27 protein-coding genes and 1 pseudogene are annotated in these 22,034 nt (G+C 72.6%); 17 read left to right on the top strand and 11 right to left on the bottom strand.

The window, feature by feature from the left end; all coding sequences use genetic code 11:
* Positions 1-56: 56 nt before the first annotated feature.
* From Q5530_RS08610 to Q5530_RS08575, 8 genes are all read right to left on the bottom strand, one after another.
* Positions 57-599 carry a DUF3558 family protein gene (locus Q5530_RS08610; RefSeq protein WP_415361712.1) on the bottom strand — a complete coding sequence of 181 codons (543 nt, stop codon included), beginning with the start codon at positions 597-599 and terminating at the stop codon, positions 57-59.
* A gap of 12 nt (positions 600-611) precedes the next feature.
* The gene (locus Q5530_RS08605) at positions 612-980 is read right to left on the bottom strand and encodes a hypothetical protein (protein WP_415361711.1); all 369 of its coding nucleotides are present in this window, start codon (positions 978-980) and stop codon (positions 612-614) included.
* Positions 981-1,291: 311 nt separating this feature from the next.
* Positions 1,292-2,068, bottom strand: coding sequence for a phosphate ABC transporter ATP-binding protein PstB (gene pstB / locus Q5530_RS08600; RefSeq protein WP_415361710.1), 777 nt, complete (start codon positions 2,066-2,068; stop codon positions 1,292-1,294).
* A gap of 10 nt (positions 2,069-2,078) precedes the next feature.
* Positions 2,079-2,996: a phosphate ABC transporter permease PstA gene (gene pstA / locus Q5530_RS08595; RefSeq protein ID WP_415361709.1), complete on the bottom strand. Its 918-nt coding sequence runs from the start codon at positions 2,994-2,996 to the stop codon at positions 2,079-2,081.
* Positions 2,993-4,048: a phosphate ABC transporter permease subunit PstC gene (gene pstC / locus Q5530_RS08590; RefSeq protein ID WP_415361708.1), complete on the bottom strand. Its 1,056-nt coding sequence runs from the start codon at positions 4,046-4,048 to the stop codon at positions 2,993-2,995. The genes pstA and pstC overlap by 4 nt, the downstream gene beginning before the upstream one ends.
* 34 nt (positions 4,049-4,082) lie before the next feature.
* Positions 4,083-5,204: a phosphate ABC transporter substrate-binding protein PstS gene (gene pstS, locus Q5530_RS08585; RefSeq protein ID WP_415361707.1), complete on the bottom strand. Its 1,122-nt coding sequence runs from the start codon at positions 5,202-5,204 to the stop codon at positions 4,083-4,085.
* Positions 5,205-5,397: 193 nt separating this feature from the next.
* Positions 5,398-6,276: a mycothiol synthase gene (mshD, locus tag Q5530_RS08580; protein WP_415361706.1), complete on the bottom strand. Its 879-nt coding sequence runs from the start codon at positions 6,274-6,276 to the stop codon at positions 5,398-5,400.
* 63 nt (positions 6,277-6,339) lie between these two features.
* Positions 6,340-7,092: a winged helix-turn-helix domain-containing protein gene (locus Q5530_RS08575; RefSeq protein WP_380643360.1), complete on the bottom strand. Its 753-nt coding sequence runs from the start codon at positions 7,090-7,092 to the stop codon at positions 6,340-6,342.
* 228 nt (positions 7,093-7,320) lie between these two features.
* On the opposite strand from Q5530_RS08575, the gene Q5530_RS08570 reads away from it, so the two are divergent.
* From Q5530_RS08570 to Q5530_RS08525, 10 genes are all read left to right on the top strand, one after another.
* Entirely contained in the window at positions 7,321-8,007 is a 687-nt protein-coding gene (locus tag Q5530_RS08570) for an alpha/beta hydrolase family protein (protein WP_415361705.1), read from the top strand.
* A complete protein-coding gene (locus tag Q5530_RS08565) occupies positions 8,004-8,843 on the top strand; it encodes a DUF2993 domain-containing protein (RefSeq protein ID WP_415361704.1) in 840 nt (279 codons plus the stop codon). Before Q5530_RS08570 ends, Q5530_RS08565 begins: the two co-directional genes overlap by 4 nt.
* Entirely contained in the window at positions 8,843-9,358 is a 516-nt protein-coding gene (locus tag Q5530_RS08560) for a TlpA family protein disulfide reductase (RefSeq protein ID WP_415361703.1), read from the top strand. Before Q5530_RS08565 ends, Q5530_RS08560 begins: the two co-directional genes overlap by 1 nt.
* Positions 9,359-9,424: 66 nt before the next feature.
* On the top strand, positions 9,425-9,502 hold the full coding sequence (locus tag Q5530_RS08555) for a putative leader peptide (RefSeq protein WP_415362078.1): 78 nt from the start codon (positions 9,425-9,427) through the stop codon (positions 9,500-9,502).
* Positions 9,503-9,607: 105 nt separating this feature from the next.
* Positions 9,608-10,060, top strand: a complete 453-nt coding sequence (locus tag Q5530_RS08550; protein ID WP_415361702.1) for a DUF4395 domain-containing protein — start codon at positions 9,608-9,610, stop codon at positions 10,058-10,060.
* A gap of 24 nt (positions 10,061-10,084) precedes the next feature.
* On the top strand, positions 10,085-10,930 hold the full coding sequence (locus Q5530_RS08545; RefSeq protein ID WP_415361701.1) for a sulfurtransferase: 846 nt from the start codon (positions 10,085-10,087) through the stop codon (positions 10,928-10,930).
* 2 nt (positions 10,931-10,932) lie between these two features.
* A complete protein-coding gene (locus Q5530_RS08540) occupies positions 10,933-11,235 on the top strand; it encodes a DUF1416 domain-containing protein (RefSeq protein WP_415361700.1) in 303 nt (100 codons plus the stop codon).
* Positions 11,236-11,420: 185 nt separating this feature from the next.
* Positions 11,421-12,056, top strand: coding sequence for an FABP family protein (locus Q5530_RS08535; protein WP_415361699.1), 636 nt, complete (start codon positions 11,421-11,423; stop codon positions 12,054-12,056).
* Between the two features lie 236 nt (positions 12,057-12,292).
* On the top strand, positions 12,293-12,898 hold the full coding sequence (pxpB, locus tag Q5530_RS08530; protein WP_415361698.1) for a 5-oxoprolinase subunit PxpB: 606 nt from the start codon (positions 12,293-12,295) through the stop codon (positions 12,896-12,898).
* An 86-nt stretch (positions 12,899-12,984) separates the two neighbouring features.
* The gene (locus tag Q5530_RS08525; RefSeq protein ID WP_415361697.1) at positions 12,985-13,827 is read left to right on the top strand and encodes a biotin-dependent carboxyltransferase family protein; all 843 of its coding nucleotides are present in this window, start codon (positions 12,985-12,987) and stop codon (positions 13,825-13,827) included.
* Between the two features lie 22 nt (positions 13,828-13,849).
* On the opposite strand, the gene Q5530_RS08520 is transcribed toward Q5530_RS08525, so the two are convergent.
* Positions 13,850-14,692, bottom strand: a complete 843-nt coding sequence (locus tag Q5530_RS08520) for an aminodeoxychorismate lyase (RefSeq protein ID WP_415361696.1) — start codon at positions 14,690-14,692, stop codon at positions 13,850-13,852.
* Positions 14,693-14,779: 87 nt separating this feature from the next.
* Here Q5530_RS08520 and Q5530_RS08515 point away from each other — a divergent pair, with 87 nt between their 5' ends.
* From Q5530_RS08515 to Q5530_RS08495, 5 genes are all read left to right on the top strand, one after another.
* Complete coding sequence (locus Q5530_RS08515) at positions 14,780-15,175, top strand: Fur family transcriptional regulator (RefSeq protein ID WP_415362077.1); 396 nt, start codon at positions 14,780-14,782, stop codon at positions 15,173-15,175.
* Complete coding sequence (locus Q5530_RS08510) at positions 15,172-16,296, top strand: YgfZ/GcvT domain-containing protein (RefSeq protein WP_415361695.1); 1,125 nt, start codon at positions 15,172-15,174, stop codon at positions 16,294-16,296. The genes Q5530_RS08515 and Q5530_RS08510 overlap by 4 nt, the downstream gene beginning before the upstream one ends.
* Positions 16,297-16,424: 128 nt before the next feature.
* Positions 16,425-17,273: a 3-keto-5-aminohexanoate cleavage protein gene (locus Q5530_RS08505; RefSeq protein ID WP_415361694.1), complete on the top strand. Its 849-nt coding sequence runs from the start codon at positions 16,425-16,427 to the stop codon at positions 17,271-17,273.
* 60 nt (positions 17,274-17,333) lie between these two features.
* Positions 17,334-17,915: an aerial mycelium formation protein gene (locus Q5530_RS08500; RefSeq protein ID WP_380643332.1), complete on the top strand. Its 582-nt coding sequence runs from the start codon at positions 17,334-17,336 to the stop codon at positions 17,913-17,915.
* A 46-nt stretch (positions 17,916-17,961) separates the two neighbouring features.
* Positions 17,962-19,146 (top strand): MFS transporter, encoded by a 1,185-nt coding sequence (locus tag Q5530_RS08495; protein WP_415361693.1) that lies wholly within the window; start codon positions 17,962-17,964, stop codon positions 19,144-19,146.
* Here the strand turns inward: Q5530_RS08495 and Q5530_RS08490 are convergent.
* Complete coding sequence (locus Q5530_RS08490; protein WP_380643328.1) at positions 19,099-19,980, bottom strand: hypothetical protein; 882 nt, start codon at positions 19,978-19,980, stop codon at positions 19,099-19,101. The genes Q5530_RS08495 and Q5530_RS08490 overlap by 48 nt on opposite strands.
* 162 nt (positions 19,981-20,142) lie before the next feature.
* Between Q5530_RS08490 and Q5530_RS08485 the strand changes: the two genes are divergently transcribed.
* Positions 20,143-20,328, top strand: coding sequence for a DUF3073 domain-containing protein (locus Q5530_RS08485; RefSeq protein WP_415361692.1), 186 nt, complete (start codon positions 20,143-20,145; stop codon positions 20,326-20,328).
* A 78-nt stretch (positions 20,329-20,406) separates the two neighbouring features.
* Here Q5530_RS08485 and Q5530_RS08480 read toward each other — a convergent pair whose 3' ends face one another.
* Entirely contained in the window at positions 20,407-21,471 is a 1,065-nt protein-coding gene (locus tag Q5530_RS08480) for an NADH:flavin oxidoreductase/NADH oxidase (RefSeq protein WP_415361691.1), read from the bottom strand.
* 342 nt (positions 21,472-21,813) lie between these two features.
* Here Q5530_RS08480 and Q5530_RS08475 point away from each other — a divergent pair.
* Positions 21,814-22,034: pseudogene (locus tag Q5530_RS08475) on the top strand (Crp/Fnr family transcriptional regulator); the annotation flags it as partial.

Here is a 22,034-nt window from a genome sequence, read left to right as displayed (position 1 = left end):
ATCACCCGCAGGTGGGAGGACTCCCCCCACCTGCGGCGGGAGGCGGCCCGCACCGGTCAGGGCAGCTGCGGCTCGATCGCGGTCGCGACCTTGGTGGCCGCCTCGCACGCCTGCTCCTGGGTCGCCGGCGACGAGGACAGCACATCGACCCGGGAGGTCGGGGTGATCTCGATGGTGATCGCGCACGAGCTGGTGGTGACCGGCGCGGTGATCCGCTTGGCCCGGTGGCCGCCCACGGTCACGTCGGAGATCTCCGAGGCGGACCCGCCCACGTACTCGTCGGTGCCGAGCTCGGGCCACGCCTTGACCCGGACGCCGACCCGGCCGTCGTACCGGGCCTGGCAGTCCCGGTCGCCCTGCTCCTCGACCTGGGTGAGGCCGAGCTCGGGCGCGATCCGCTCCAGTTCGGCGCAGGCGTCGAAGTCCGCCAGCGCGGCACCGGCCGGCGCCGAGGTCGTGGTGGAGGTCGGGCCGTCCTGGGTCGGGGCGGTCCCGGTGGTCTCCGGCGACGGCGTGCCCGGCGTGCCCGAGCACCCGGCGAGCACGGCGCCCAGCAGGACGATCGGCAGTGCGGACCGGACAACCAGCTTGCTGGTCAAAGCTTCTCCATCTCAGTAGCGCCTGAGGCCGTCGGCGGCGGAGCCGTCCACCTGACCGTAGTTCTCGACGGCCTTCAGCACGGCCAGCCGAGCTTCCTCCAGCGCCGACTTCAGCTGCTCGACGGCCGGGATGATGCCCGTCGTGCCGGCGCCGCCCAGCGCCCCGTCGAGGTTGTACCGGGCCATCGCCTGGGCGTCGGGGCTGGTACCGAGCCTCGTCTCCTGGCGGAGCATGCCGAGGTCCAGCTCCATGTCGACCAGGTCCTGCTGGGCCCTCTCGATGGCGGCCACGTAGGCCCTGGCGCCCTCTTCGCTGATCGCGAACGAGCCGGACTCCGCAGCCGCTTTGAGACCGGCCATGTTGGCCGTCATCGCCTGCATGGACTGTGCGCTCCACGCACCTTCCGGCGCCACGGTTACCCCCTGCGAGTTCAGCCGATCCCGGCCGCCAAGGTACCCCCGAAAGGGGGACGGTGTCTTGACTTTGACGGCCGCCGCGCGCGGTGGGTTCCACGGTCACCCGAACGCGTCGGAGCTCCCCCACCTGCGGTGGAGCCGGCCGGGGCGGGGTGGGCCGGTGGCGGTGGTGATCCCGGGTGCGACCGGTCCCCCGACGCGCCGGAGCCCTCCCGCTCCTGGCGGGAGGGCTCCGGGGACCGGCGACCGGGAATCGGCACCGGCACCGCGGGGTCTCAGCCGAAGCGGCCGGAGATGTAGTCCTCCGTCGCCTTCTGGCTGGGGTTGGAGAAGATCTTCTCCGTGTCGTCCACCTCGATCAGCTGACCCGGCTGACCGACACCCAGCAGGTTGAAGAAGGCCGTCTGGTCGGAGACCCGGGCCGCCTGCTGCATGTTGTGCGTGACGATGACGATCGTGTACTCCTTCTTCAGCTCCGTGATCAGGTCCTCGATCGCCAGCGTGGAGATCGGGTCCAGCGCCGAGCACGGCTCGTCCATCAGCAGCACGTCCGGCTGCACCGCGATCGCCCGCGCGATGCACAGCCGCTGCTGCTGACCACCGGACAGCCCGCCGCCGGGGCGGTCGAGGCGGTCCTTGACCTCGTTCCACAGGTTGGCCCCGCGCAGCGAGCGCTCGGCCACCTCGTCGAGGTTCTTCTTGTTCTTCGCCCCGGCGAGCTTCAGCCCGGCCACCACGTTGTCCCGGATGGACATGGTGGGGAACGGGTTGGGCCGCTGGAACACCATGCCGATGGTCCGGCGCACCTGCACCGGGTCCACGGACGAGGCGTAGATGTCCTCGCCGTCCAGCAGCACCTTGCCCTCGACCCGGGCGCCGGGCGCCACCTCGTGCATGCGGTTCAGCGACCGCAGCACGGTGGACTTGCCGCAGCCGGACGGGCCGATGAACGCCGTCACGTTGCGCGGCGGCACCGCCAGGGAGACCTCCTGGACGGCGTGGAACTTGCCGTAGAAGAGGTTGAGGTCCTTCACGTCGATGCGCTTGGCCATGACCGCCCGCTCACTTCGTCTTCGGAGCCAGCCACCGCGAGACCACGGTCGCCAGCAGGTTGAACAGCGTGATGATGATGACCAGGGTGATCGCCGCGCCCCAGATCCGCTCGAAGCCCGCCTGCGTGGGGTTGTTCCGCTCCGAGGTCATCAGCAGCGGCAGCGACGCCATCGGGCCGTCGAACAGGTTGTAGTTGATGTACGGCGCGTACGCGGCCAGCACGAGCACCGGCGCGGTCTCGCCCATCACGCGGGCCAGGGCGAGCATGATGCCGGTGACGATGCCGGACAGCGCGGTCGGGATGACGATCTTCATGATCGTCTTCCACTTCGGGATGCCCAGCGCGTAGGACGCCTCGCGCAGCTCGTCCGGGACGATCTTGAGCATCTCCTCGGTGGTCCGCACGATCACCGGCACCATGAGCAGCACCAGCGCCAGGGACACCGCGAACCCGCTGCGGCCGAAGCCGAAGTAGGTGATCCACAGCGTGTAGACGAACAGCGCGGCCACGATGGACGGCACGCCCGTGAGGATGTCGACCATGAACGTGGTGGCGCGGGCCAGCTTGGACCGGCCGCCGTACTCCACCAGGTAGACGCCGACGAACAGGCCGAGCGGCACGGACAGCAGGCCGCACACCAGGGCCTGCACCAGGGTGCCGAAGATCGCGTGGTAGACACCGCCGCCCTGCTGGCGGGACAGCAGCCCGGACAGCGACTTCTGCCACCAGTCCGGGTCCAGGACCACCGGGAAGCCGCGCTGGACGACCACGTAGAGCACCCAGACCAGCGGCACGATCGCGATCAGGAACGCCGCCCACACCAGCGCGGTGGCGGCGCCGTTCTTGAGCTTGCGGGTCCCGCTGATGCTCTGGAACGTCGGCGGCGTCGCCAGGCGGTTCAGGTCCGCCGTGTCGGTCGCTGTCATTCGTACTCCTTGTGACCGGCGACGATCATCCGGGCGATGGCGTTGACGCCGAAGGTCAGCACGAACAGCACCAGACCGGCGGCGATGTACGCGCCCGCGGTGCGCGGGTCGTTGAACTCGGGCGCGGCGAGCGCGATCTTGGAGGCGAACGTGGCGCCGCCGTCGAACAGGCTCCAGGCGAACGCCGCGCCGGTGCCGCTCAGGATGATCATCAACGCGATCGTCTCGCCCAGCGCGCGGCCGAGGCCGAGCATGGAGGCGCTGACGTAGCCGGCCTTGCCGAACGGCAGCACGGTGGTCCGCACGACCTCCCACTTGGTCGCGCCGAGCGCGATGGCGCCCTCCACGTGGGTGACGGGGGTGCGGTCGAACACCTCGCGGCTGACCGCGGTGATGATCGGCAGGATCATCACCGCCAGCACGATGCCCGCCGTGAAGATGGTGCCGCCCAGCTCGATGCTGACGTTGCCCTCGTCGAACAGGAACAGCCAGCCGAGGGTGGTGGTCAGCCACTCGCCGACCGGGGTGAGCACCGGGCCGAGCACCAGCAGGCCCCACAGGCCGAAGATGATCGACGGCACGGCGGCCAGCAGGTCGATGAGGTACGCGAACGGCCGGGCGAGCCGGCGCGGCGCGTACTGGGTCAGGAACAGCGCGATGCCCAGGGCGATGGGCATCGCGATGACCAGGGCGAACGCCGAGGACACCACGGTCACCAGGAACAGGTCCAGGATGCCGAAGCGCATGTCGCCGACGTCACCGGTCGACCACTCGCGGCTGGTCAGGAAGTTGACGTGGTTGAGGCCGAGGGACGGGATCGCCTGGAGCAGCAGGAAGACGCCGATCGCCGCGATCAGCACCACGATGAAGATGCCGGAGCCCGTGGCGAGGCCCTTGAAGATCCGGTCGCCCGGCCGGACGTGGGACTTGTTGTCGGCTTCCGCGGTCGGGGGAATCGGAGCCTCCGAGTCGGGTCGGGCGGCCGGGACGCCCCCGCGGGCACCGGTCGATCCGGTGCCCGCGGGGCGCTGGGCCACTGTGCGTTCGTTCATCGCGCTGGCGCTGGTGGGGAGTCTGCCGGCCTGGTCAGGCGATGGCCTCGATGGCCGTCAGCAGCTTCTCCTGGAAGGCCGTCGGCAGCGGAGCGTAGCCCGCGTCCGCCAGACCCGCCTGGCCGTCGGTCGCCGCGACCGTGAGGAACGCCTTGACGGCCTTCGCGGTCTCGGCGTCGTAGCCCTTCGAGCAGACGATCTCGTAGGTGGCCAGCAGCAGCGGGTAGGCGCCCGCGGTGCTCGCGCCGTAGATCGACTCCAGGTCCAGGACCAGGTCGTTGCCGGTGCCCTTGATGGTGGCGCCGTCGATGGCCTTGCCGACCGACTCCTCGTTCAGCTCGACCGCGCCGGAGCCGTTGTCGATCTTGGCGATGGACAGCTTGTTGTCCTGCGCGAACGACAGCTCGACGTAGGTGATGGCGCCGTCGACGGCGCCCGCGGCCTGCGCGACACCGGCGGACTTCTCCTTGCCCTCGCCGACACCGCCCTTGAACTGCTTGCCCGCGCCCTGGGTCCAGGCGCCCTTCGAGGCCGCCTCCAGGTACTGCTGGAAGTTGTCCGTGGTGCCGGACTCGTCGGACCGGTAGATGACCGTGATGTCCTTGTCGGGCAGCGAGGCGCCGGAGTTCAGCGCGGCGATGGCCGGGTCGTTCCACTTCTTGACGGTGCCGTTGAAGATGTTGGCGGCGACCTCGCCGTTCAGGGTCAGGTCGCTCACGCCGCCCAGCTTGTAGCCGAGCGCGACCGGCCCGAAGACCAGCGGCAGGTTCCACGCCGGGTTGCCCTCGCAGCGCTCGGCGGCGCCCGCCACCTCGCCCTTGCTCTCCGACAGCGGCGAGTCGGAACCGCCGAAGTCGACCTGGCCGGCGATGAACTGCTTGACGCCCGCGCCGGAGCCCGAGGCGTTGTAGGCGAGGTCGGAGCCGGAGCACCGCTGCTGGTACGCCTGGACGAACGTGTCGATCGCGTTCTTCTGCGCCGAGGAGCCCTCTGCGCTCAGCTTCGACTTGCCACCGCACTCGACGGACGTCGACGACTCGCCGGTCGTCTGGGCCGCGCCGCCGGCGGGGGCGTTGTTGTCGCTGCCGCACGCGGTGAGCAGAAGCGCACCGGCCGCGATCAGGCCGACTACGGCGCCGTGTCGCTTGGTCTTCACCTGGGTCCTCCAGCTACAAGGGCGGATACCGCGGCGCTCGTGCCGCCGCTCGACACGGACGGTAGGGAGCGAGGGTGGACGCGCCACCAGGAAAAGGTGAACGGGAGGTGAACAGCACACGGGAGGTGACGGGTCACACCGCCTTTTGAGTGATCCGTGACCTGCGCGTTTGCAGGACGTGACGGGTTTGTCACTACCCGGCGTACTGGACGTCCGCTCCCCACCGGGTGAATCCCAACCGGGTGTACACGGCCAGTGCCGAAGCGTTGTCGGCCTCGACGTAGAGCATCACCTCGGCGAGCCCGGCGGCGCGCAGGTGCGCCAGGCCCGCGAGGGTGAGCGCCTTGCCCAGGCCGCCGCCCTGCGCGTCCGGGTCGATGCCCACCACGTACACCTCACCCAGCCCGGCCGGGTGCGCCTTGGTCCAGTGGAAGCCCAGGAGCCGGTCGTCGGCGTCGACGGCCAGCAGGAACCCGGCCGCGTCGAACCACGGCTCCCGCTGCTTGCCCAGCAGGTCCTCGACGCTCATCGCGCCCTGCTCGGGGTGCCAGGAGAAGGCCCGGTGGTTGACCCGGACCACGTCCTCCTCGTCGCGACCGGGCTCGAACGCCCGCAGCCGCACGCCCGGCGGCAGCACCGGCTCGGGCAGGTCGGCGCCCAGCGGGCGGCCCATGCGCAGCAGCTCGCGCACCTTCTGCGCGCCGAGCGCCGCGGCCAGCGCCTCCTGGGCGGGCAGGCCGCCGTGGGCCCACACCCGCAGCGGCCGGGCCCGCTCCGAGACGGCTTTGAGCAGCGCCGTGCCGACGCCCCGGCGGCGGTGGTCGGGGTGGACGGCCAGCTCCGCGACCCCGTTGCCGTCGGCGTCGCCGCGCGCGTCCAGGTGCAGGTAGCCGGCCAGGGCGCCGTCGCGGCGGGCCAGCAGGTGGGCGCTCCCGCGCGCGCCGGGGCGCAGCCGCAGGATCACGGCCTCCCCGACCGGGGCCACGCCGTCGGCCCCCTCGACGGCACCGAGCAGGTCGGTGACCTCACCGACCTGCTCGGGGGAAAGCTCTTCGGACCAGATCGGTTCCACGTCGTCGAACCTACTGGGCCCGGCGCCGCCGGGCGCGACGGCGCACGCCGCACCCGGTGGGCGTCACATCCGGAAGATCAGCTCGGCGTCGTCCAGGTTCGCGTCCGCCACGTCGACCTGCTCCACCCGGCGGGCGCTGCCCGGCCGCGGGGGGCGGACGAACTTGTAGCCCACGTTGCGCACGGTGCCGATCAGCGACTCGTGCTCGGGGCCGAGCTTGGCGCGCAGCCGCCGGACGTGGACGTCCACGGTGCGGGTGCCGCCGAAGAAGTCGTAGCCCCAGACCTCCTGGAGCAGCTGGGCGCGGGTGAACACCCGGCCGGCGTGCTGCGCCAGGTACTTCAGCAGCTCGAACTCCTTGTAGGTGAGGTCGAGCGGCCGGCCGCGCAGGCGCGCGGTGTAGGTGGCCTCGTCGATGACCAGCTCGCCGAGCTGGATCGAGCCGTCCCCGCCGGTCTGCGCGGCGCCGCGGCGCGAGCGCACCAGGCGCAGCCGGGCCTCCACCTCGGCCGGGCCGGAGGTGGGCAGCAGGATCTCGTCCACGCTCCAGTCGGAGTTGACCGCGACCAGACCGCCCTCGGTGACGACGGCCACCACGGGCACGTCCACGCCGCTGGAGTCGAGCAGCCGGCACAGGCTGCGGGCGGCGACCAGGTCGGACCTGGCGTCGACCAGGACGATGTCGTGCGGGCCGGCCTCCAGCAGCGCCGAGACCTCGGGGCGCAGCGGCCGCACCTCGTGCGGGAGGAGCGACAGCGCGGGGAGGACCGCCTCGGGGTCGGAGTCGGTGGTCAGCAGCAGCACGTCGATGCTCATCGCGGCGCCCTCTCGTTCGGCCGGTGCGTGGTCACCGGACCAGGCGAGCGAAGTACGGTGACCGGGCCCCGTTGCCTGCGGATGACGGAGACGATACCGGTGCACGCCACAAAAGACCCAGGTCAGCAGGACAGGGTCACAGTTGTTTCCACAAGCGTCACGCCTGTTACATCCGTGTCACACGACGCCGTCGTGTTGCACGGCCTGCACGTGAGGTCCGCGCGCTCCGTGACGGAACTGGCGTTCGTGGTCGGCCACGGCTTCACCAACCACGTGCGCAAGCCCTTCGTCTCGCGCGTGCTGCACCGGTTCGCCCGGCACGGCGGCGTCGTCGCGCTGGACTTCCGGGGCCACGGCCGCTCGGGCGGGACCTCCACCGTCGGCTTGGACGAGGTGCACGACCTCGCGGCCGGCGTTTCGCTCGCCCGCGACCTGGGGTACCGGCGCGTGGTGACGGTCGGGTTCTCCATGGGGGCCTCCGTGGCGCTGCGGCACGCGGCCCTGCACGAGGACCGGCCGGACGCCGTGGCCGCGGTCAGCGCGCCCTCCCGCTGGTGGGTGCGCGACACGCCGGCCATGCGCCGGGTGCACTGGCTGCTGGAGCAGCCGCACGGCCGGCTGGCCGCCCGCGCGCTGGGCGTGCGCCTGGGCCCGCCGTGGACCGCGCCCCCGGAGAGCCCGCTGGAGGTGGCGCACCGCATCGCGCCGACCCCGCTGCTGATCGTGCACGGGGAGCGGGACCACTACTTCGGCCCGGCCCACGCCGTCGCCCTCCACCGGGCCGCGGGCGGCGACGCGGAGCTGTGGCTGGAGCCGGGCGTCCGGCACGCCGAGTCGGCCATGACGCCGGCTCTGGTAGACCGGATCGCGACCTGGCTCGACCACCACTCCCCGGGGAGCACCGACCGACCATGACCGCCAACGAGTCCAAGCGCCGTCCCACCCGCGGGCGCAAGCTGATCATCGCCGCCCTGGTGGTGGGGGCCGTGCTGGTCGCCGCCGACTACGGGCTGGCCGCGGCGGGTGAGTACCAGGTCGCCCAGCGGATGCGGCACAAGTTCGGCCTGAGCGAGGACCCGGCGGTCCGCATCAACGGCTTCCCGTTCACCACCCAGGCGCTGGCGGGCGACTACCGGGACATCGAGATCAGCGCGGCCGGTGTGCCCGTGGGCGACGACCTGCGCAACCTGGAGATCCGGGCGAACCTGCGCCACGTGCGCATCGGCCTGTCCGACCTGCTGGCGGGCAACACCGCCAACGCCCGGATCGACCAGGTCCGGGGCAGCGTGAAGATCAAGTCCAGCGACCTGAACCGGCTGGTCAACAGGGTCACGCCGTTCAACGACATGACCATCGAGCCGGACAACCGCGCCAAGCGGGAGGCCGAGCTGGAGGGCGAGCCCGCGCCCGAGCAGGCCGCCGCCGCGCGGAAGCCGGACCCGACCGTGGCGGCGGTGAAGCTGGCGGGCAGCACCACGGTGGCCGGCCGCAAGATCCGGATCGCCGCCTACGGCACGGTGTCGCTGATCGACGGCCAGATCGCGATCGCGGTCAACGACATCGACCTGGACGACACCTCGCTGGAGGGCCTGGACGCGGTCCTCGGCACGGTCCGCCAGGCGCTCGGGGTCGTCATCGACCCCGGTCAGCTGCCGTTCACCGCGACGCCGACGGCGGTGAAGGTGGAGAGCGGCGCGTTCATCGTGGAGGGCACGGTCAACGACATCCCGCTGGACCAGGGCACCGGCTGATGAGCGGGGTGTGGGCGCTGGTCGCCGCGGTCGCCGCGGTGGTGGTGATCGGCCTGGTGCTGCGGGCACGAGAGGGCCGCATCCGGCACGCGCCGCCGCGCACGGTGGTGGGTGGTGACGCGGGGGTCCCGGGGCCGGGGGCCCCGGGTGCTGCGGGCGGCGGGGTTGCGGGCGGCGCGGCTGGGGGTGCCCCCGAATTGCCGGGGCCCGTGCGCGACCTGCTCGACGCGCGCACCCCCGTCACGCTGGTGCAGCTGTCCACGGACTTCTGCGCCAACTGCAAGCGGACCAGGGCGGTGCTGGTCGACCTGGCCGAGCGCACCGGGGGCATGCGGCACGTCGAGCTGGACGTCACCGACCTGCCCGAGGTCGCCCGCGCCCTCGGCGTGTGGCGCGCGCCCACGACCCTGGCGCTGGACCCGGCCGGGGTCGAGCTGCTGCGCGTCGGCGGCGTGCCCGAACCGGCCACGCTCGCTGCGGCTTTGCGCCCACACCTGCCTCCACCGAACGGGTGAACCTGGTATTTCCCACTTGCTGGGCGGTACTCCCGACAGCAGGGACGAGCGGCTACCCTCGCACCCATGACCACGCTGCTGACCAAGCGACTCGCGGTGGACCTCTGCCGCGTGCGCAGCAGCCTGTGTCGCACGGCGAGCTGACCGGGCGGTTCCCGGCGGCGGGCACGACCTTGACTCGCGTGCGCGCCTGCCCTAACACCGCCTGAAGACGGACTGCCCGTCTTCGTCCACCGTCAGGAGGTCGCCGTGTCCAAAAACGCCCCTGTAGACCCGCGCGGGCCGCGGTTCAGCGCCTGGATCACCTCCGCGATCCTCGCCACCGTGCTGCTCACCGGGTCGTGGCGGTTGCTCGCGGCGCAGACCGTGCTGTTCGCCATGTGCGCGTTCATCTCGCTCAAGCTCAACCCGTGGGGTCACGTCTACCGGTTCGCCGTCCAGCCCAGGATCACGCCGACCGCCGTGCGCGAGGAGGCCGCCCCGCTGCGGTTCGCGCAGGGCGTCGGGTTCGTCTTCGCCCTGGTCGGCACGGTCGGCTTCGCCACCGGCCTGACCGCCCTGGGCATGGTCGCGACCTCCGCCGCCCTGGTGGCCGCGCTGCTCAACGCGGCGTTCGGCCTGTGCCTCGGGTGCGAGGTGTTCCTGGTCCTGCGCCGCCGCGCGCCGTTCCTCGCCCGTCCCCAGTCGACACCGTCGCAGTAAGAACGAAGAAATGGGAGCAGCTCGATGAGCCGTGAAGACGTCCTGGTCTCGGCCGCGTGGGCCGAGGAGAACCTGAACACGCCCGGTGTGGTGTTCGCGGAGGTCGACGAGGACACGACCGCCTACGACGGGGGCCACCTCCCCGGCGCGGTGAGGATCGACTGGAAGAACGAGCTCCAGGACCCGGTCCGCCGCGACTTCGTCGACCGGGCGGGCTTCGAGAAGCTGCTGTCGGCCAAGGGCATCTCCAACGACGACACCGTCATCCTCTACGGCGGCAACAACAACTGGTTCGCCGCGTACGCGTACTGGTACTTCAAGCTGTACGGCCACCACGCGGTCAAGCTGCTCGACGGCGGCCGCAAGAAGTGGGAGCTCGACGGCCGCCCGCTGGACAAGGAGCAGGTCGACCGCGAGCCGACCGACTTCAAGGCCCAGGAGCAGGACCTGTCGATCCGCGCGTTCCGCGACGAGGTCGTGGACGCCATCGGCAACAAGAACCTGGTCGACGTGCGCTCGCCCGACGAGTTCTCGGGCAAGCTGCTCGCGCCCGCCCACCTGCCGCAGGAGGCGGCGCAGCGCGGCGGCCACATCCCCAGCGCGATCAACGTGCCGTGGAGCAAGGCGGCCAACGAGGACGGCACGTTCAAGTCGAACGAGGAGCTGGCCGAGATCTACGGCGACGCCGGGTTCGACGGCTCGCGCAAGACGATCGCCTACTGCCGCATCGGCGAGCGCTCGTCGCACACGTGGTTCGCGCTGCACGAGCTGCTGGGCCACGAGGACGTGAAGAACTACGACGGTTCCTGGACCGAGTACGGCTCGCTGGTCGGCGTGCCGGTCGAGCTCGGCGACGGCAAGGGGGCGTGACGATGAGCCTGGACGGTTGCGGGGCTCCGCAGCAGGGCGTGGACCTCGCGGTGGGGGACGACCAGGTCGTGCTCACCGGCAAGGTCAGGTCGGCCGGCGGACCGGTCGGCGGGGCGTTCGTGCGGCTGCTGGACTCCTCCGGCGAGTTCACCGCCGAGGTCGTGTCCTCCCCGGAGGGCGACTTCCGGTTCTACGCCGCGCCGGGCGCGTGGACGGTCCGCGCGCTGCACCGGTCCGGCAACGGGCAGGCGTCGGTCACCGCCGACGGGCCGGGCGTGCACCCGGTCGAGGTCGCGGTGGCCTGAGCCGCTTTTCGCGGGTCTGTTCCCGCCGACCCCGGTGGCGTTCGCCACCGGGGTCGGCGGCTTCCCGGGTCCGGGGCCTAAACTGGGGTGGTGGAACACTTCTTCACCGGGCTGCTGGTACTCGTGTCCCTGCTGGTGGTGTGGTTCGCCGGTTACGTGGTGTACCGCCTGTTCTCCGACCAGCGGTGAGCGCCGAAGAGCCCGTTCCGGGCAGTGGTGACGCGGCCGTGCAGGCCGCCGCGGCACGCGCCGAGGTGACGCGCGCCCTCAACCTGCCGCAGTTCGACGACCTGCCGATCCCGGCGGACACCGCGAACCTGCGCGAGGGACCCTCGCTGCACGACGCCTGCCTGGCGCTGCTGCCGCTGGTCGGCGTGTGGCGCGGTGAGGGCGAGGTCGTGTACCCGACGATCGAGGGCCCGTACCGCTTCGGGCAGCAGATCACCTTCGCGCACGACGGCCGGCCGTTCCTGTACTACGAGGCGCGGGCCTGGCTGCTGGACGCCGAGGGCAACGTCATCCGGCAGGCCGCCCGCGAGACCGGCTTCTGGCGGCCGAAGCCGGACGACACGATCGAGGTGCTGCTGGCGCACAACACCGGGATCATGGAGCTGTACTACGGCAAGCCGCGCAACCAGACGTCCTGGGAGTTCGGCACCGACGCGGTGGTCCGCACGGCGACCGCCAAGGAGGTCGTCGGGGCGAAGCGCCTGTACGGCATCGTGAACAACGGTGACCTGGCCTACGTGGAGGAGCGGGCCATGGTCGGCCAGCCGCTCCAGCCGCACACCTCGGCGCACCTCAAGCGCGTCGTCGGCTGAGCACAGCGGGTTCGTCGGGTACGACGGGTTCGTCGGGTACGACGGGTTCGTCGGGTACGACGGGCTTGCCGGGCACGGCGGGCCTGTCGACCTGGTCGGGTTCGTGGAGCACGCCGGGCTCGTCGGCTCGCCGGCCGACCTGACCGCGCCAGGCCCTCCCGTCCCGGCCCCGGAGTTCCGGGGCGCTCCCGCCCTGGATTGTTCAACAATCCACTCACAGGACGTAGGCTGTGCCCATGCGGCTGCGGCGTTGCGGCACCCACGCGGTGCTCGTCGAGGTGGACTCGCTCGACGAGGTGGAGGCGGTGCGCGCCGCCGTGGAGGCGGCCGCGCTGCCGGACGTGGTCGAGCTCGTGCCCGCCGCGCGCACGGTCCTGGTCGCCACCCGCCCCGGCGGCCTGCCCGCCGTGCGCGAGGTGCTGGCCTCCGCCGACCTGGCCCACCGGGCGGCGACCGCCACCGAGGAGGTCGTCATCCCGGTCGCCTACGACGGCCCGGACCTGGAGCTGGTCGCCACCACCGCGGGCCTGACCCCGGCCGAGGTGGTCGAGCTGCACACCGGCGCGGAGTACCAGGTCGCGTTCTGCGGCTTCGCCCCCGGCTTCGCCTACCTCACCGGCCTGCCCGAGCCGCTGCGCCAACCCCGCCTGGACTCCCCGCGCACGAGGGTCCCCGCCGGCTCGGTGGGCGTGGCGGGCGAGTTCACCGCGGCCTACCCCCGGGCCACCCCGGGCGGCTGGCGGCTGATCGGCCGCACCGACGCGCCCCTGTTCAACCCGCGCCGCCCGACCCCCGCCCTGCTGGCCCCCGGCCACCGCGTCCGCTTCGAGGCCACCCCGTGACCCCCCCGGACGTCGCGAGTCGTACGCCCAGCGGTCACGAGTCGTACGCCCAGACCCCCCGAGTCGCACGTTCGCGCGCCCTGACCGTGGTGAGCACCGGCCCGCAGACCCTGGTCCAGGACCTGGGCCGGCCGGGTCACGCGCACCTCGGCGTGCCGCCCTCCGGCGCCCTCGACGCCCCGTCGCTCAGGCTCGCCAACCGGCTGGTCGGCAACCCCGAGGGCGCGGCCGGCCTGGAGGTGCTGATGGGCGGGCTGGTGCTGCGCGCCAACGCCTCGTGCACGGTGGCGGTGACCGGTCCCCACACGCCCGCGCGCGTCAACGGCGTGGTGTGCGACTTCCCCCGTCACCTCGCCGCCGGTGACGTGCTGGCCCTGGGGACGCCCAGCGGCGGGCTGCGCGCCTACGTCGCGGTGTCGGGCGGGGTCGACGTGCCCGCCGAACTGGGCAGTCGGGCAGCCGACGTGCTCTCCGGCCTGGGGCCCGCGCCGCTGGCGGCGGGTGACGAGCTGCCGCTGGGCGTGCCGGTGGGGGTACCGGTCGGGGTGGACGTGCTGGTGCCGGTGCTGGTGCCGGACGAGCTGGTGGTGCCGGTCCTGCCGGGACCCCGCGACGACTGGTTCGCCGGGGCGGTCGGGCAGCTGCGCGCGGGGCGGTGGACGGTGTCCGACCGCGGCAACCGGGTGGGGATCAGGCTGGACGGGACCGCGCTGGAGCGCGTGCCGGCGCGGGTGGGGTGCGAGTTGCCGAGCGAGGGGCTGGTCACGGGGGCGGTGCAGGTCCCGCCCGACGGGTTGCCCGTGGTGTTCCTCGCCGACCACCCCACCACCGGGGGGTACCCGGTGGTGGGGGTGGTCGACGGGGGTGCGTTGCCGCTGCTCGGCCAGGCTCCGCCGGGGACCCGGTTGAGGTTCGCGCCGCGGGGGTGAGCCGCGGGGTGAGCTGTTGCTCCTAGTACTCCGACTCGTACAGCGCGTCGAGCCGTGCGTGCAGCTCGGCCGAGTCGGGCAGCGCCTTGCCGTCCAGCGTGTGCACGCGGGTGATCTTGCGGACGCTCGACACCAGGAACACGCCGTCGGCCGAGTACAGGTCCGCCACGTCGATCGGCGCCACCTCGGTGGTCCAGCCCTCGCGCTCGGCGGCCCGGAACAGCGCGGCCTGCGTGGTGCCGGGCAGGATGCCCAGCTCCGCCGGCGGCGTGGTCAGGTGCCTGCCCCGCGCCGTGATCAGCGTGGACGTCGGGCCCTCCAGGACCGAGCCGGAGGACGTGGTGAACACGACCTCGGCGGCGCCCCGGCGCTCGGCCTCGCGCACCGCGGCCATGTTCACCGCGTAGGACAGCGACTTGGCGCCCAGCAGCAGCCACGGCGCGCGTTCCGCCAGGCCCGGTTCGATGCCCCGGTCGAGGGTGACCGCGGCGATGCCCTCGGCGCGCTGGGCCAGCACCTTGGGCGAGATGTCCGTGGCCAGCGCGAACCCGGTGGGCGTGCCGTCGCCGCCCTCCACGCCGCGCGTGTGGACGAGCTTGAGCGCGATCTCCGTGCCGCCGGCCCACCTGTCGAGCACCACGTCGACGGTGCGCTCGAACGCCGCGCGGTCCGGCTCGGGCAGGTCCAGCATCGCCGCCGACCGGGCCAGGCGGTCCAGGTGCGGACCCAGCTCGCGGGGCTCGCCGTCGACGACCAGGATCGTCTCGAAGACGCCGTCACCGCGCAGGAGGCCCAGGTCGTCGACCCGGATCAGCGGGACGTCGGGGTCGGCCAGGGTTCCGTCGAGGAGTACGAGCACGCGCATGGGGTGAGACTACTCACGTCTACCATCGACGAGGTGGACACCGTCGCCGGACCGAAGGCCCTGCGCAAGACGCTGCACGACCGGGGGATGCGGATGACGCCCCAGCGCCAGCTCGTGCTGGACGCGGTGCGCGAACTCGGCCACGCCACCCCGGAGCAGATCTGCAAGCACGTCCAGCGCACCGCGCCGACGGTCAACATCACCACCGTCTACCGGACGCTCGACCTGCTGGACCGGCTCGGCATGGTCCGGCACACCCACCTCGGGCACGGCGCGCCGAACTACTCGATGGACCCGCACGACCACGTGCACCTGGTGTGCCACCGCTGCGGGCACGTGGAGGAGGTGCCGTGCGAGCTCCTCTCACCCCTGGGGGGAACACTGGCGGCCGAGCACGGGTTCGAACTGGACGCGAGCCACCTCGCGCTGTCCGGCACGTGCCGCGACTGCCTCGCCCGAAGTGCCGATGAGGAGTCCGAGTGAACTCACCGCTGGAGAACCCGGTCCCCGAGAACTCGCCGCTGCTGTCCGAGCCCGGGGCGGTCGCGCCGTTCGACGGCAACCCGGACCAGGGCGTCCCGTGGCACTTCGGCGACCCGTTCGCCGAGCAGCGGTCCGCCTCGCGGTCGGTCGCGGTGTTCGACCGGTCCCACCGGGCGGTCGTGGCGGTGCCCGGCGACGACCGGCTCACCTGGTTGCACTCGTTGACCAGCCAGCACTTCACCTCGCTGGGCGAGGGGCGGGGCACCGAGGCGTTGATCCTGGACGTGCAGGGGCGGGTCGAGCACCACGCGGTGGTGGCGAACGTCGGCGGGGTCGTGTACCTGGACACCGAGGCCGGGCGGGCGGCCGACCTGCTGGGCTACCTGACCAGGATGGTGTTCTGGTCGAAGGTCGAGCCCCGGGACGCCTCGGCCGAGTTGGCGGTGCTGACGGCGGTCGGGCCCGAGCTGGCGGGGGTGTTCGAGCGGGTGGGCGCGCCGCTGCCGGGTGAGGTGGGCGGGGTCGTCGCGCTCGCCGGCGGCGGGTTCGCGCGCCGGGTGCCGTGGCCCGGTCACGACGCGGTCGACCTGGTGGTCCCGCGCGCCTCGCTGGTCGGGTGGTGGCGGCGGTTGACCGACGCGGGGGCGCGGCCGGCGGGCAGCTGGGCGTTCGAGGCGCTGCGGGTGGAGTCCCTGAGGGCCCGGCTGGGCGTCGACACGGACGAGAAGACGATCCCGCACGAGGCGAACTGGATCGGCGCGGCCGTGCACCTGGACAAGGGCTGCTACCGGGGGCAGGAGACGGTGTCCAAGGTCCACAACGTGGGCCGGCCGCCCCGGCGGATGCTGCTGCTGCACCTGGACGGGACGCGCGAGGTGCAGCCGGAGACCGGTGATCCCGTGCTGGTGGGCGATCGGGTGGTGGGCCGGGTCGGCAGCGTGGCGCTGCACCACGAGCTGGGGCCGGTGGTGCTGGCGCTGGTCAAGCGGTCGGTGTCGCCGGAGACGGAGTTGTCGGTGGGGGCCGAGGAGCGGCGGGTGCAGGCTTCGGTGGACCCGGACTCGGTGCCGCCGGACACGCCCGGGTTGGGTCGTGAGGCTGCCCGCAACCTGGGGCGTTGAGTTCTCGGTCCACGGGCTGGGAGCGGCGCTCGCCGCCGGGCGTCGGCACTGTCCTCACCTGCGCTGCTACCCGTTCGCGTTGGTTCCGGCCTGAGGCTTGAGCCCACTTCTGTGCCAGGATCAGGGGCATGTCCCGACCCGGATCCCACGGCACGCTGCTCACCGTTGCCCCCACCGGGGCCGAGCACGCCAAGGTCGACGTCCCCCAGCTCCCGGTCACCTTGGAGGAGCTGGTCGCCACGGCCGAGGCTTGTGAGCAGGTCGGGGCGGCCGTGGTGCACGTGCACGTCCGGGGGGCGGACGCCCGGCCCAGCCTCGACCTGGGGTTGCTCAAGGAGACCGTCGCGGCCCTCCGGGAGCGGACGGGGCTGATCGTGCAGCTGTCCACCGGTGGGGCGGTGACCGATCCCGAGGCCGACCGGCTCCGGGTGCTGGACGCGCTGCCCGATTCGGCGTCCTGCACGATGGGCACGGTGAACTTCGGTGACGACGTGTTCATGAACCGGTGGGGGTTCGTCGTCGCGCTGCACGAGGCCATGCGGGAGCGGGGCATCGTGCCGGAGTACGAGATCTTCGACATCGGTCAGCTGGCGTCGTTGCGGCGGCTGCTGGACCGGCACGGGTTGCCGGCCGGCGGCAAGGTGCACGTCGACCTGGTGATGGGCGTGCCGGGTGGGATGCCCGGGGACGCCGAGACGCTCACGGCGGCGCTGCGGCTGCTGCCGGAGGGTGCGTCGTTCTCGGCGACCGGGATCGGGCGGGCCACGTTGCCGGTGATGCTGACCGCGCTGGCCTCGGGCGGGCACCTGCGGGTGGGGATGGAGGACACCCTGTCCTACGCGAAGGGCCAGCCGGTGCGGGACAACGCGCAGCTGGTCGCGCGGGCGGCCGGGTTGGCGCGGATCGCGCAGCGGCCGCCGCTGTCACCCGCGGATGCACGTGCACTCCTGGGCGTGCGCAGTCCGGTACAGGTTTGAGACAACTTTGGAAGCAGGTTTGTGTTGGCGGGTGGGCAGGAACTACCTCAGGATGAGTACGTGATCGAGGTGCGTCCTGGCGGGCGCCGCCGTATCGACCGGGTGCTCGCCCCCGACTACGCGGAGGGGGTCGAGCGGCTCCCGCTCGCCGAGGTGCGCGCCCTGCGCGACGAGGCGGCGCAGGAGGAGACCGACCTGTCGTACCTGCGGCGGCTGCTGCACGCGCGGATCGACATCGTGCGGGCCGAGCAGGAGCGGCGGATCTCGGGCGGGTCGGCGGTGGTGGACCAGCTGGCGGCCATCCTGTCGTCGAACGCGGTGGGACCGGCCACCGGGCTGGGGCGCTACCAGACGCAGGAGCCGTCGCGGGCGGAGGCGCACCGGCGGCACGTCGAGGCGCTGGTGTCGGACGTCGACCTGTCGGACGTGAGCGCGCTGTCCGACGACAAGCTGGACCTGGCCCTGCGGGTGTTCGTGGGCGAGGAGGCTTCGGTGTCGGGACGGCGGCGCGAGGTGCAGGTCGTGGTCGACCTGCTCAACGCCGAGATCGCGGGCCGCTACCAGAGCGGCAGCGCGTCGGTGGACGAGCTGCTGGCGGCCGAGCGAGGGTGGCCGACGAACCCCGGGCGTTCCAAGGAATAGGATTCCACTCCCGCTATTTGAACAGGCCGCCTAACGTCGCCGCTTGATGACCCGAGAAGCGACGCGGTACCGCTGGGTGGTGCTGGCCGTCGGCGCGGTGGCGCAGGGCACCAACGCCGCGGTCTTCCTCGGCCTGCCCGCGATCACGCCGCAGCTGCGCGACCACTTCGGCCTGTCGTTGCCGCAGGTCGGGCTGCTGCTCGGCGCGGTCAACCTGGGCACGATGCTCACCCTGGTGCTGTGGGGCGCGGCCGCCGACCGGCGCGGTGAGCGGCTGGTGATGACCACCGGCGGGGTCGGGGCGGCGCTGTGCCTGGCCCTGGCGGCGTTCGACGGGGCCGTGGTGGCCGGGGTCGCCCTGGTCGGCGTGGGCCTGTTCGGGGCGAGCGTGAACGCGGCCGGCGGGCGGGCGGTGCTCACCTGGTTCCCGCCGGACCGGCGCGGCCTGGCGATGGGCATCCGGCAGACCGCCACGCCGCTGGGGGCGGCGCTGGCCGCGGTCGTGCTGCCGGTGGTGGCGGTGGGCGCCGGGGTGCCCGCGGTGTTCCTCGCGCTGGCCGGGTCCACCGGGTTCGTCGCGGTCGCGGTGGCCCTGTGGGTGCGGGAGCCACCGTGGGCGGTGCGGTCGCGGCGCGGCCACGGGGTGGTGCTGTCCGACCCCGCCCTGATCCGGCTCAGCGCCGCGAGCGGGCTGCTGGTCGTGCCCCAGTTCACCGCGGCCGCGCTGATGGTGGAGCTGCTGCACGACCACCGGGGTGTCGCGGTGGGCGTGGCCGCCGGGCTGTTCGCCGCCGCGCAGATCATGGGTGGCCTGGGGCGGCTGGTGGTCGGGGTCTGGTCGGACCGCCTGCCCGACCGGGTGCGCCCGCTGAAGGTGCTGAGCGTGCTGGTGGCGGTCGGGTTCGCGCTGTGCGCGGCGCTGGACCGGGCGCCGGTGGAGCTGCTGGCGGCCGCGCTGGTGCCGACCGCCGCGCTGGCGCTGTGCTGGAACGGGGTGGCCGTCACCGCGGCGGGCGAGCTGGCCCCGCCCGGCCGCACGGGCACGGCGCTGGGGATGCAGAACACCGCGAACTACCTCAGCGCGACCGTCACGCCGCCGCTGGCGGGCTGGGTCGCCGTGACCCTGGGGTGGCCCGCCGCCCTGCTGCTGGCCGCGGTGGCGGCCGTGGCCTCGCGGCTGCTGCTAACCGTGCCGTTCCCGGCGCGCGAACTCGCCCCAGAACTCCCGTAGCCGCTCGTAGCGGAGCGCCACCTCCTCGGCGTCGCCCTCCTCCAGCGCGTCGACGATGGCGTTCACGTCCGCCGCCGAGGTGTCCTCCAGCAGGTCCTGGTCGTCGACCAGCTGCACCAGCCCGCCGTAGTCGAGCTCGACCGCCGAGCCCGGCGCGAAGTGGTCCAGCCAGCGCCCGGTGTCCGCGAGCACCTTGGCGGGCCCGTCCTCGCCCAGGGAGCCGGACACCACGCGGTGCGCCCGTGCGGTCCGGGCGCGGGCGTCGGCCATGGACACCCGCCAGGACACCTGCCGCTCGGGGTCGTCCCTCGGCGCGAGCACGATGCGCCGCGCGTCCGGGTCGACCAGCGCGAACCAGGGCAGCGGCACCGTCCAGGTGGTCGAGATGACGTGCACCGCGCCGCCGGTCAGCTCCGCCATCACCGCCGCCGCGCGGGCCCGGACGGTCTCCGGCCCCACGGCCACCGCCTCGTCCCGCAGCGGACCGGTGGCCGTGGCCAGGAAGCCCACCAGGGCGGCGGCGGAGCGGGGGCGGAGGTCCAGCGGGCAGACCAGTGGTCCCGGTCCGACCTCGCCGGGGACCTCGGCGGGGCTGATGGTCATCACGTCGAACGGCGCGTCGGGCGCGACGCGCCCGTCGGACCGCTCTCCGGGCAGGAGGCGGCGCGGTCGGGCCAACTGTGATCGCAACCACAGCTCCCGCTCGCGCGCGCCGACGTCCGCGCGGCTCAACACCCCGTTTTCCAGGGCTTTCCGCACCTGGTCGGCCAACGGTGCGTCAAGAGCCGACAGCGGTTCGTACACCCTGAGGTAGGCGACGAACGGTCGAGGCACCCGTGCATCCTCCCATGCCGGGATTTGACGGCACGTCTCACGCCTACCGCGTCGCGAGGAACCCCTTCGGCACGGTACGGTAGTTACCAGGAACTAGTTGTCGAGACGAGTGGGGCCGCCGTTCCCCCGGCCGCCCCCGTCCCTGTGCGAGGGGGTCGAGCCATGGGGCGCGGCCGAGCGAAGGCCAAGCAGACGAAGGTGGCGAGGGAGCTCAAGTACAGCTCCCACAACACCGACTTCGAGGCCTTGCAACGCGAGCTGTCCGGCGAGGGCGGCGGCGGTGTTCGTCGTACCGACGAGCGCTCCGACGACCCGTCGGACGACGATTACGACGACTACCGTCGCTGATACGTCCACGCACCCGCTGCTCGGAGGTTGGGCTGCCGGTTTTCACACCGGCAGCCCGACCTTTGGGCGCGGGTCCTACTAGAACGCCCTGGCGTACTGCTTCGGCGGGTTGGTCCGCACCCCCAGTTGCTGTGCCGCGTGCAGCGGCCAGTACGGGTCGCGCAGCAGCTCGCGCCCCAGCAGCACCAGGTCGGCCGAGCCGTCGGCGAGGACCTGCTCGGCCTGCCGGGCGTCGGTGATCATGCCGACGGCCCCGGTGGGCACGTCGGCCTTCCGCCGCACGGTCTCGGCGAACCGCACCTGGTAGCCGGGACCCACCGGGATGTCCGCCGCGGGCACGTTGCCGCCGGTGGACACGTCGACCAGGTCGACGCCCAGCTCCGCCAGGTCGCGGGCGAGCACGACGCTGTCCTCGGCGCTCCAGCCGCCCTCGACCCAGTCGGTGGCGGAGATGCGCGCGAACACGGGCACGTCGTCGCCCACGGCCTCCCGGACCGCGGCGGTGACCTCGCGCGTGAGCCTGGTGCGGTTCTCCAGGCTGCCGCCGTAGGCGTCGGTGCGGGAGTTGCTGAGCGGCGAGAGGAACTCGTGCAGGAGGTAGCCGTGGGCCGCGTGCACCTCGACGACCTGGAAGCTGGCGTCGACCGCGCGGCGCGCCGCGGCGGCGAAGTCGGCGACCACCCGCGCGATGCCCTCCCGGTCCAGCTCGTCCGGCGTCCGGTAGCTGTCGTGGAACGCCACCGCGCTCGGCGCGACGGGCGTCCAGCCGCCGTCGGCGTCGGCGACCCCGCCGCGCCCGTCGGCGAACGGCGACCAGGTGGACGCCTTGCGCCCGGCGTGGGCGAGCTGCACGCCCGCCACCGCGCCGTGGGCCCGGACGAACTCCGCGATCGGGCGCCATGAGGCGATGTGCGCGTCGTCCCAGAGGCCGGTGTCCTCGGGCGAGATGCGACCCACCGCCTGCACGGCGGTGGCCTCGGTGAACACCAGCCCGGCCCCACCGACGGCGCGCGAGCCGAGGTGCACGAGGTGCCACTCGTCCGGGTGGCCGTCACGTGCCGAGTACTGGCACATGGGGCTGACCGCGATCCGGTTGGGAAGGGTGACCGACCGGGTGGTCAGCGGGCTGAACAGCTGGCTCACGTGCGTCTCCTGTGGTTCCGGGGGTCCCGGCCCGTTCCGGGGGCCGGAACGGGCCGTTCGGCGCGTCAACAGGTCCAAGGTCCCGGATCGGACGAGTTGTTCCCGGTGTGCCGCACGTCCCACGTCCCGGGAGCTGGGGAATTCCATTCCATTCGGTATTGCCCGTGCATTAGCACGTGATCTTCACGAGGGGGCGGCTGCGCACAACGCCGAACAGAAGGGGGCCAGTTACGCCCATTCGGGTGTACTGTCCGCAACACGTTCGGGGAGACCATCACTTGCCGCCCCACGCGGGTCGGCCCATTGCCAGATCCCGCCGGTCACAACAGTAACAGGATCCACATGCTGCCGATGCCGACCACGACGATGACACAGGATCCAGTGTGGCCCAGCAACAGCCTGCTGGGTCGCCTCCGGGAGAACACCAGACAAGAGTTGCTGAACATCGGGACGGTCGTGCGCTACACCGCCGACCGCGAGGTGATAGAGCAGGACGCGAAAGACACTCATGTGTTGTTGTTGCTCGATGGTGTGGTGAAGGTGCAGACCACGGACGAGACGGG

The sequence above is a fragment of the Saccharothrix sp. BKS2 genome (assembly GCF_047689505.1).
Taxonomy (GTDB): domain Bacteria; phylum Actinomycetota; class Actinomycetes; order Mycobacteriales; family Pseudonocardiaceae; genus Actinosynnema; species Actinosynnema lopnurensis.
The sequence above is the reverse complement of the archived record's forward strand: the minus strand, read 5'-3'. Positions and strand labels throughout refer to the sequence as shown.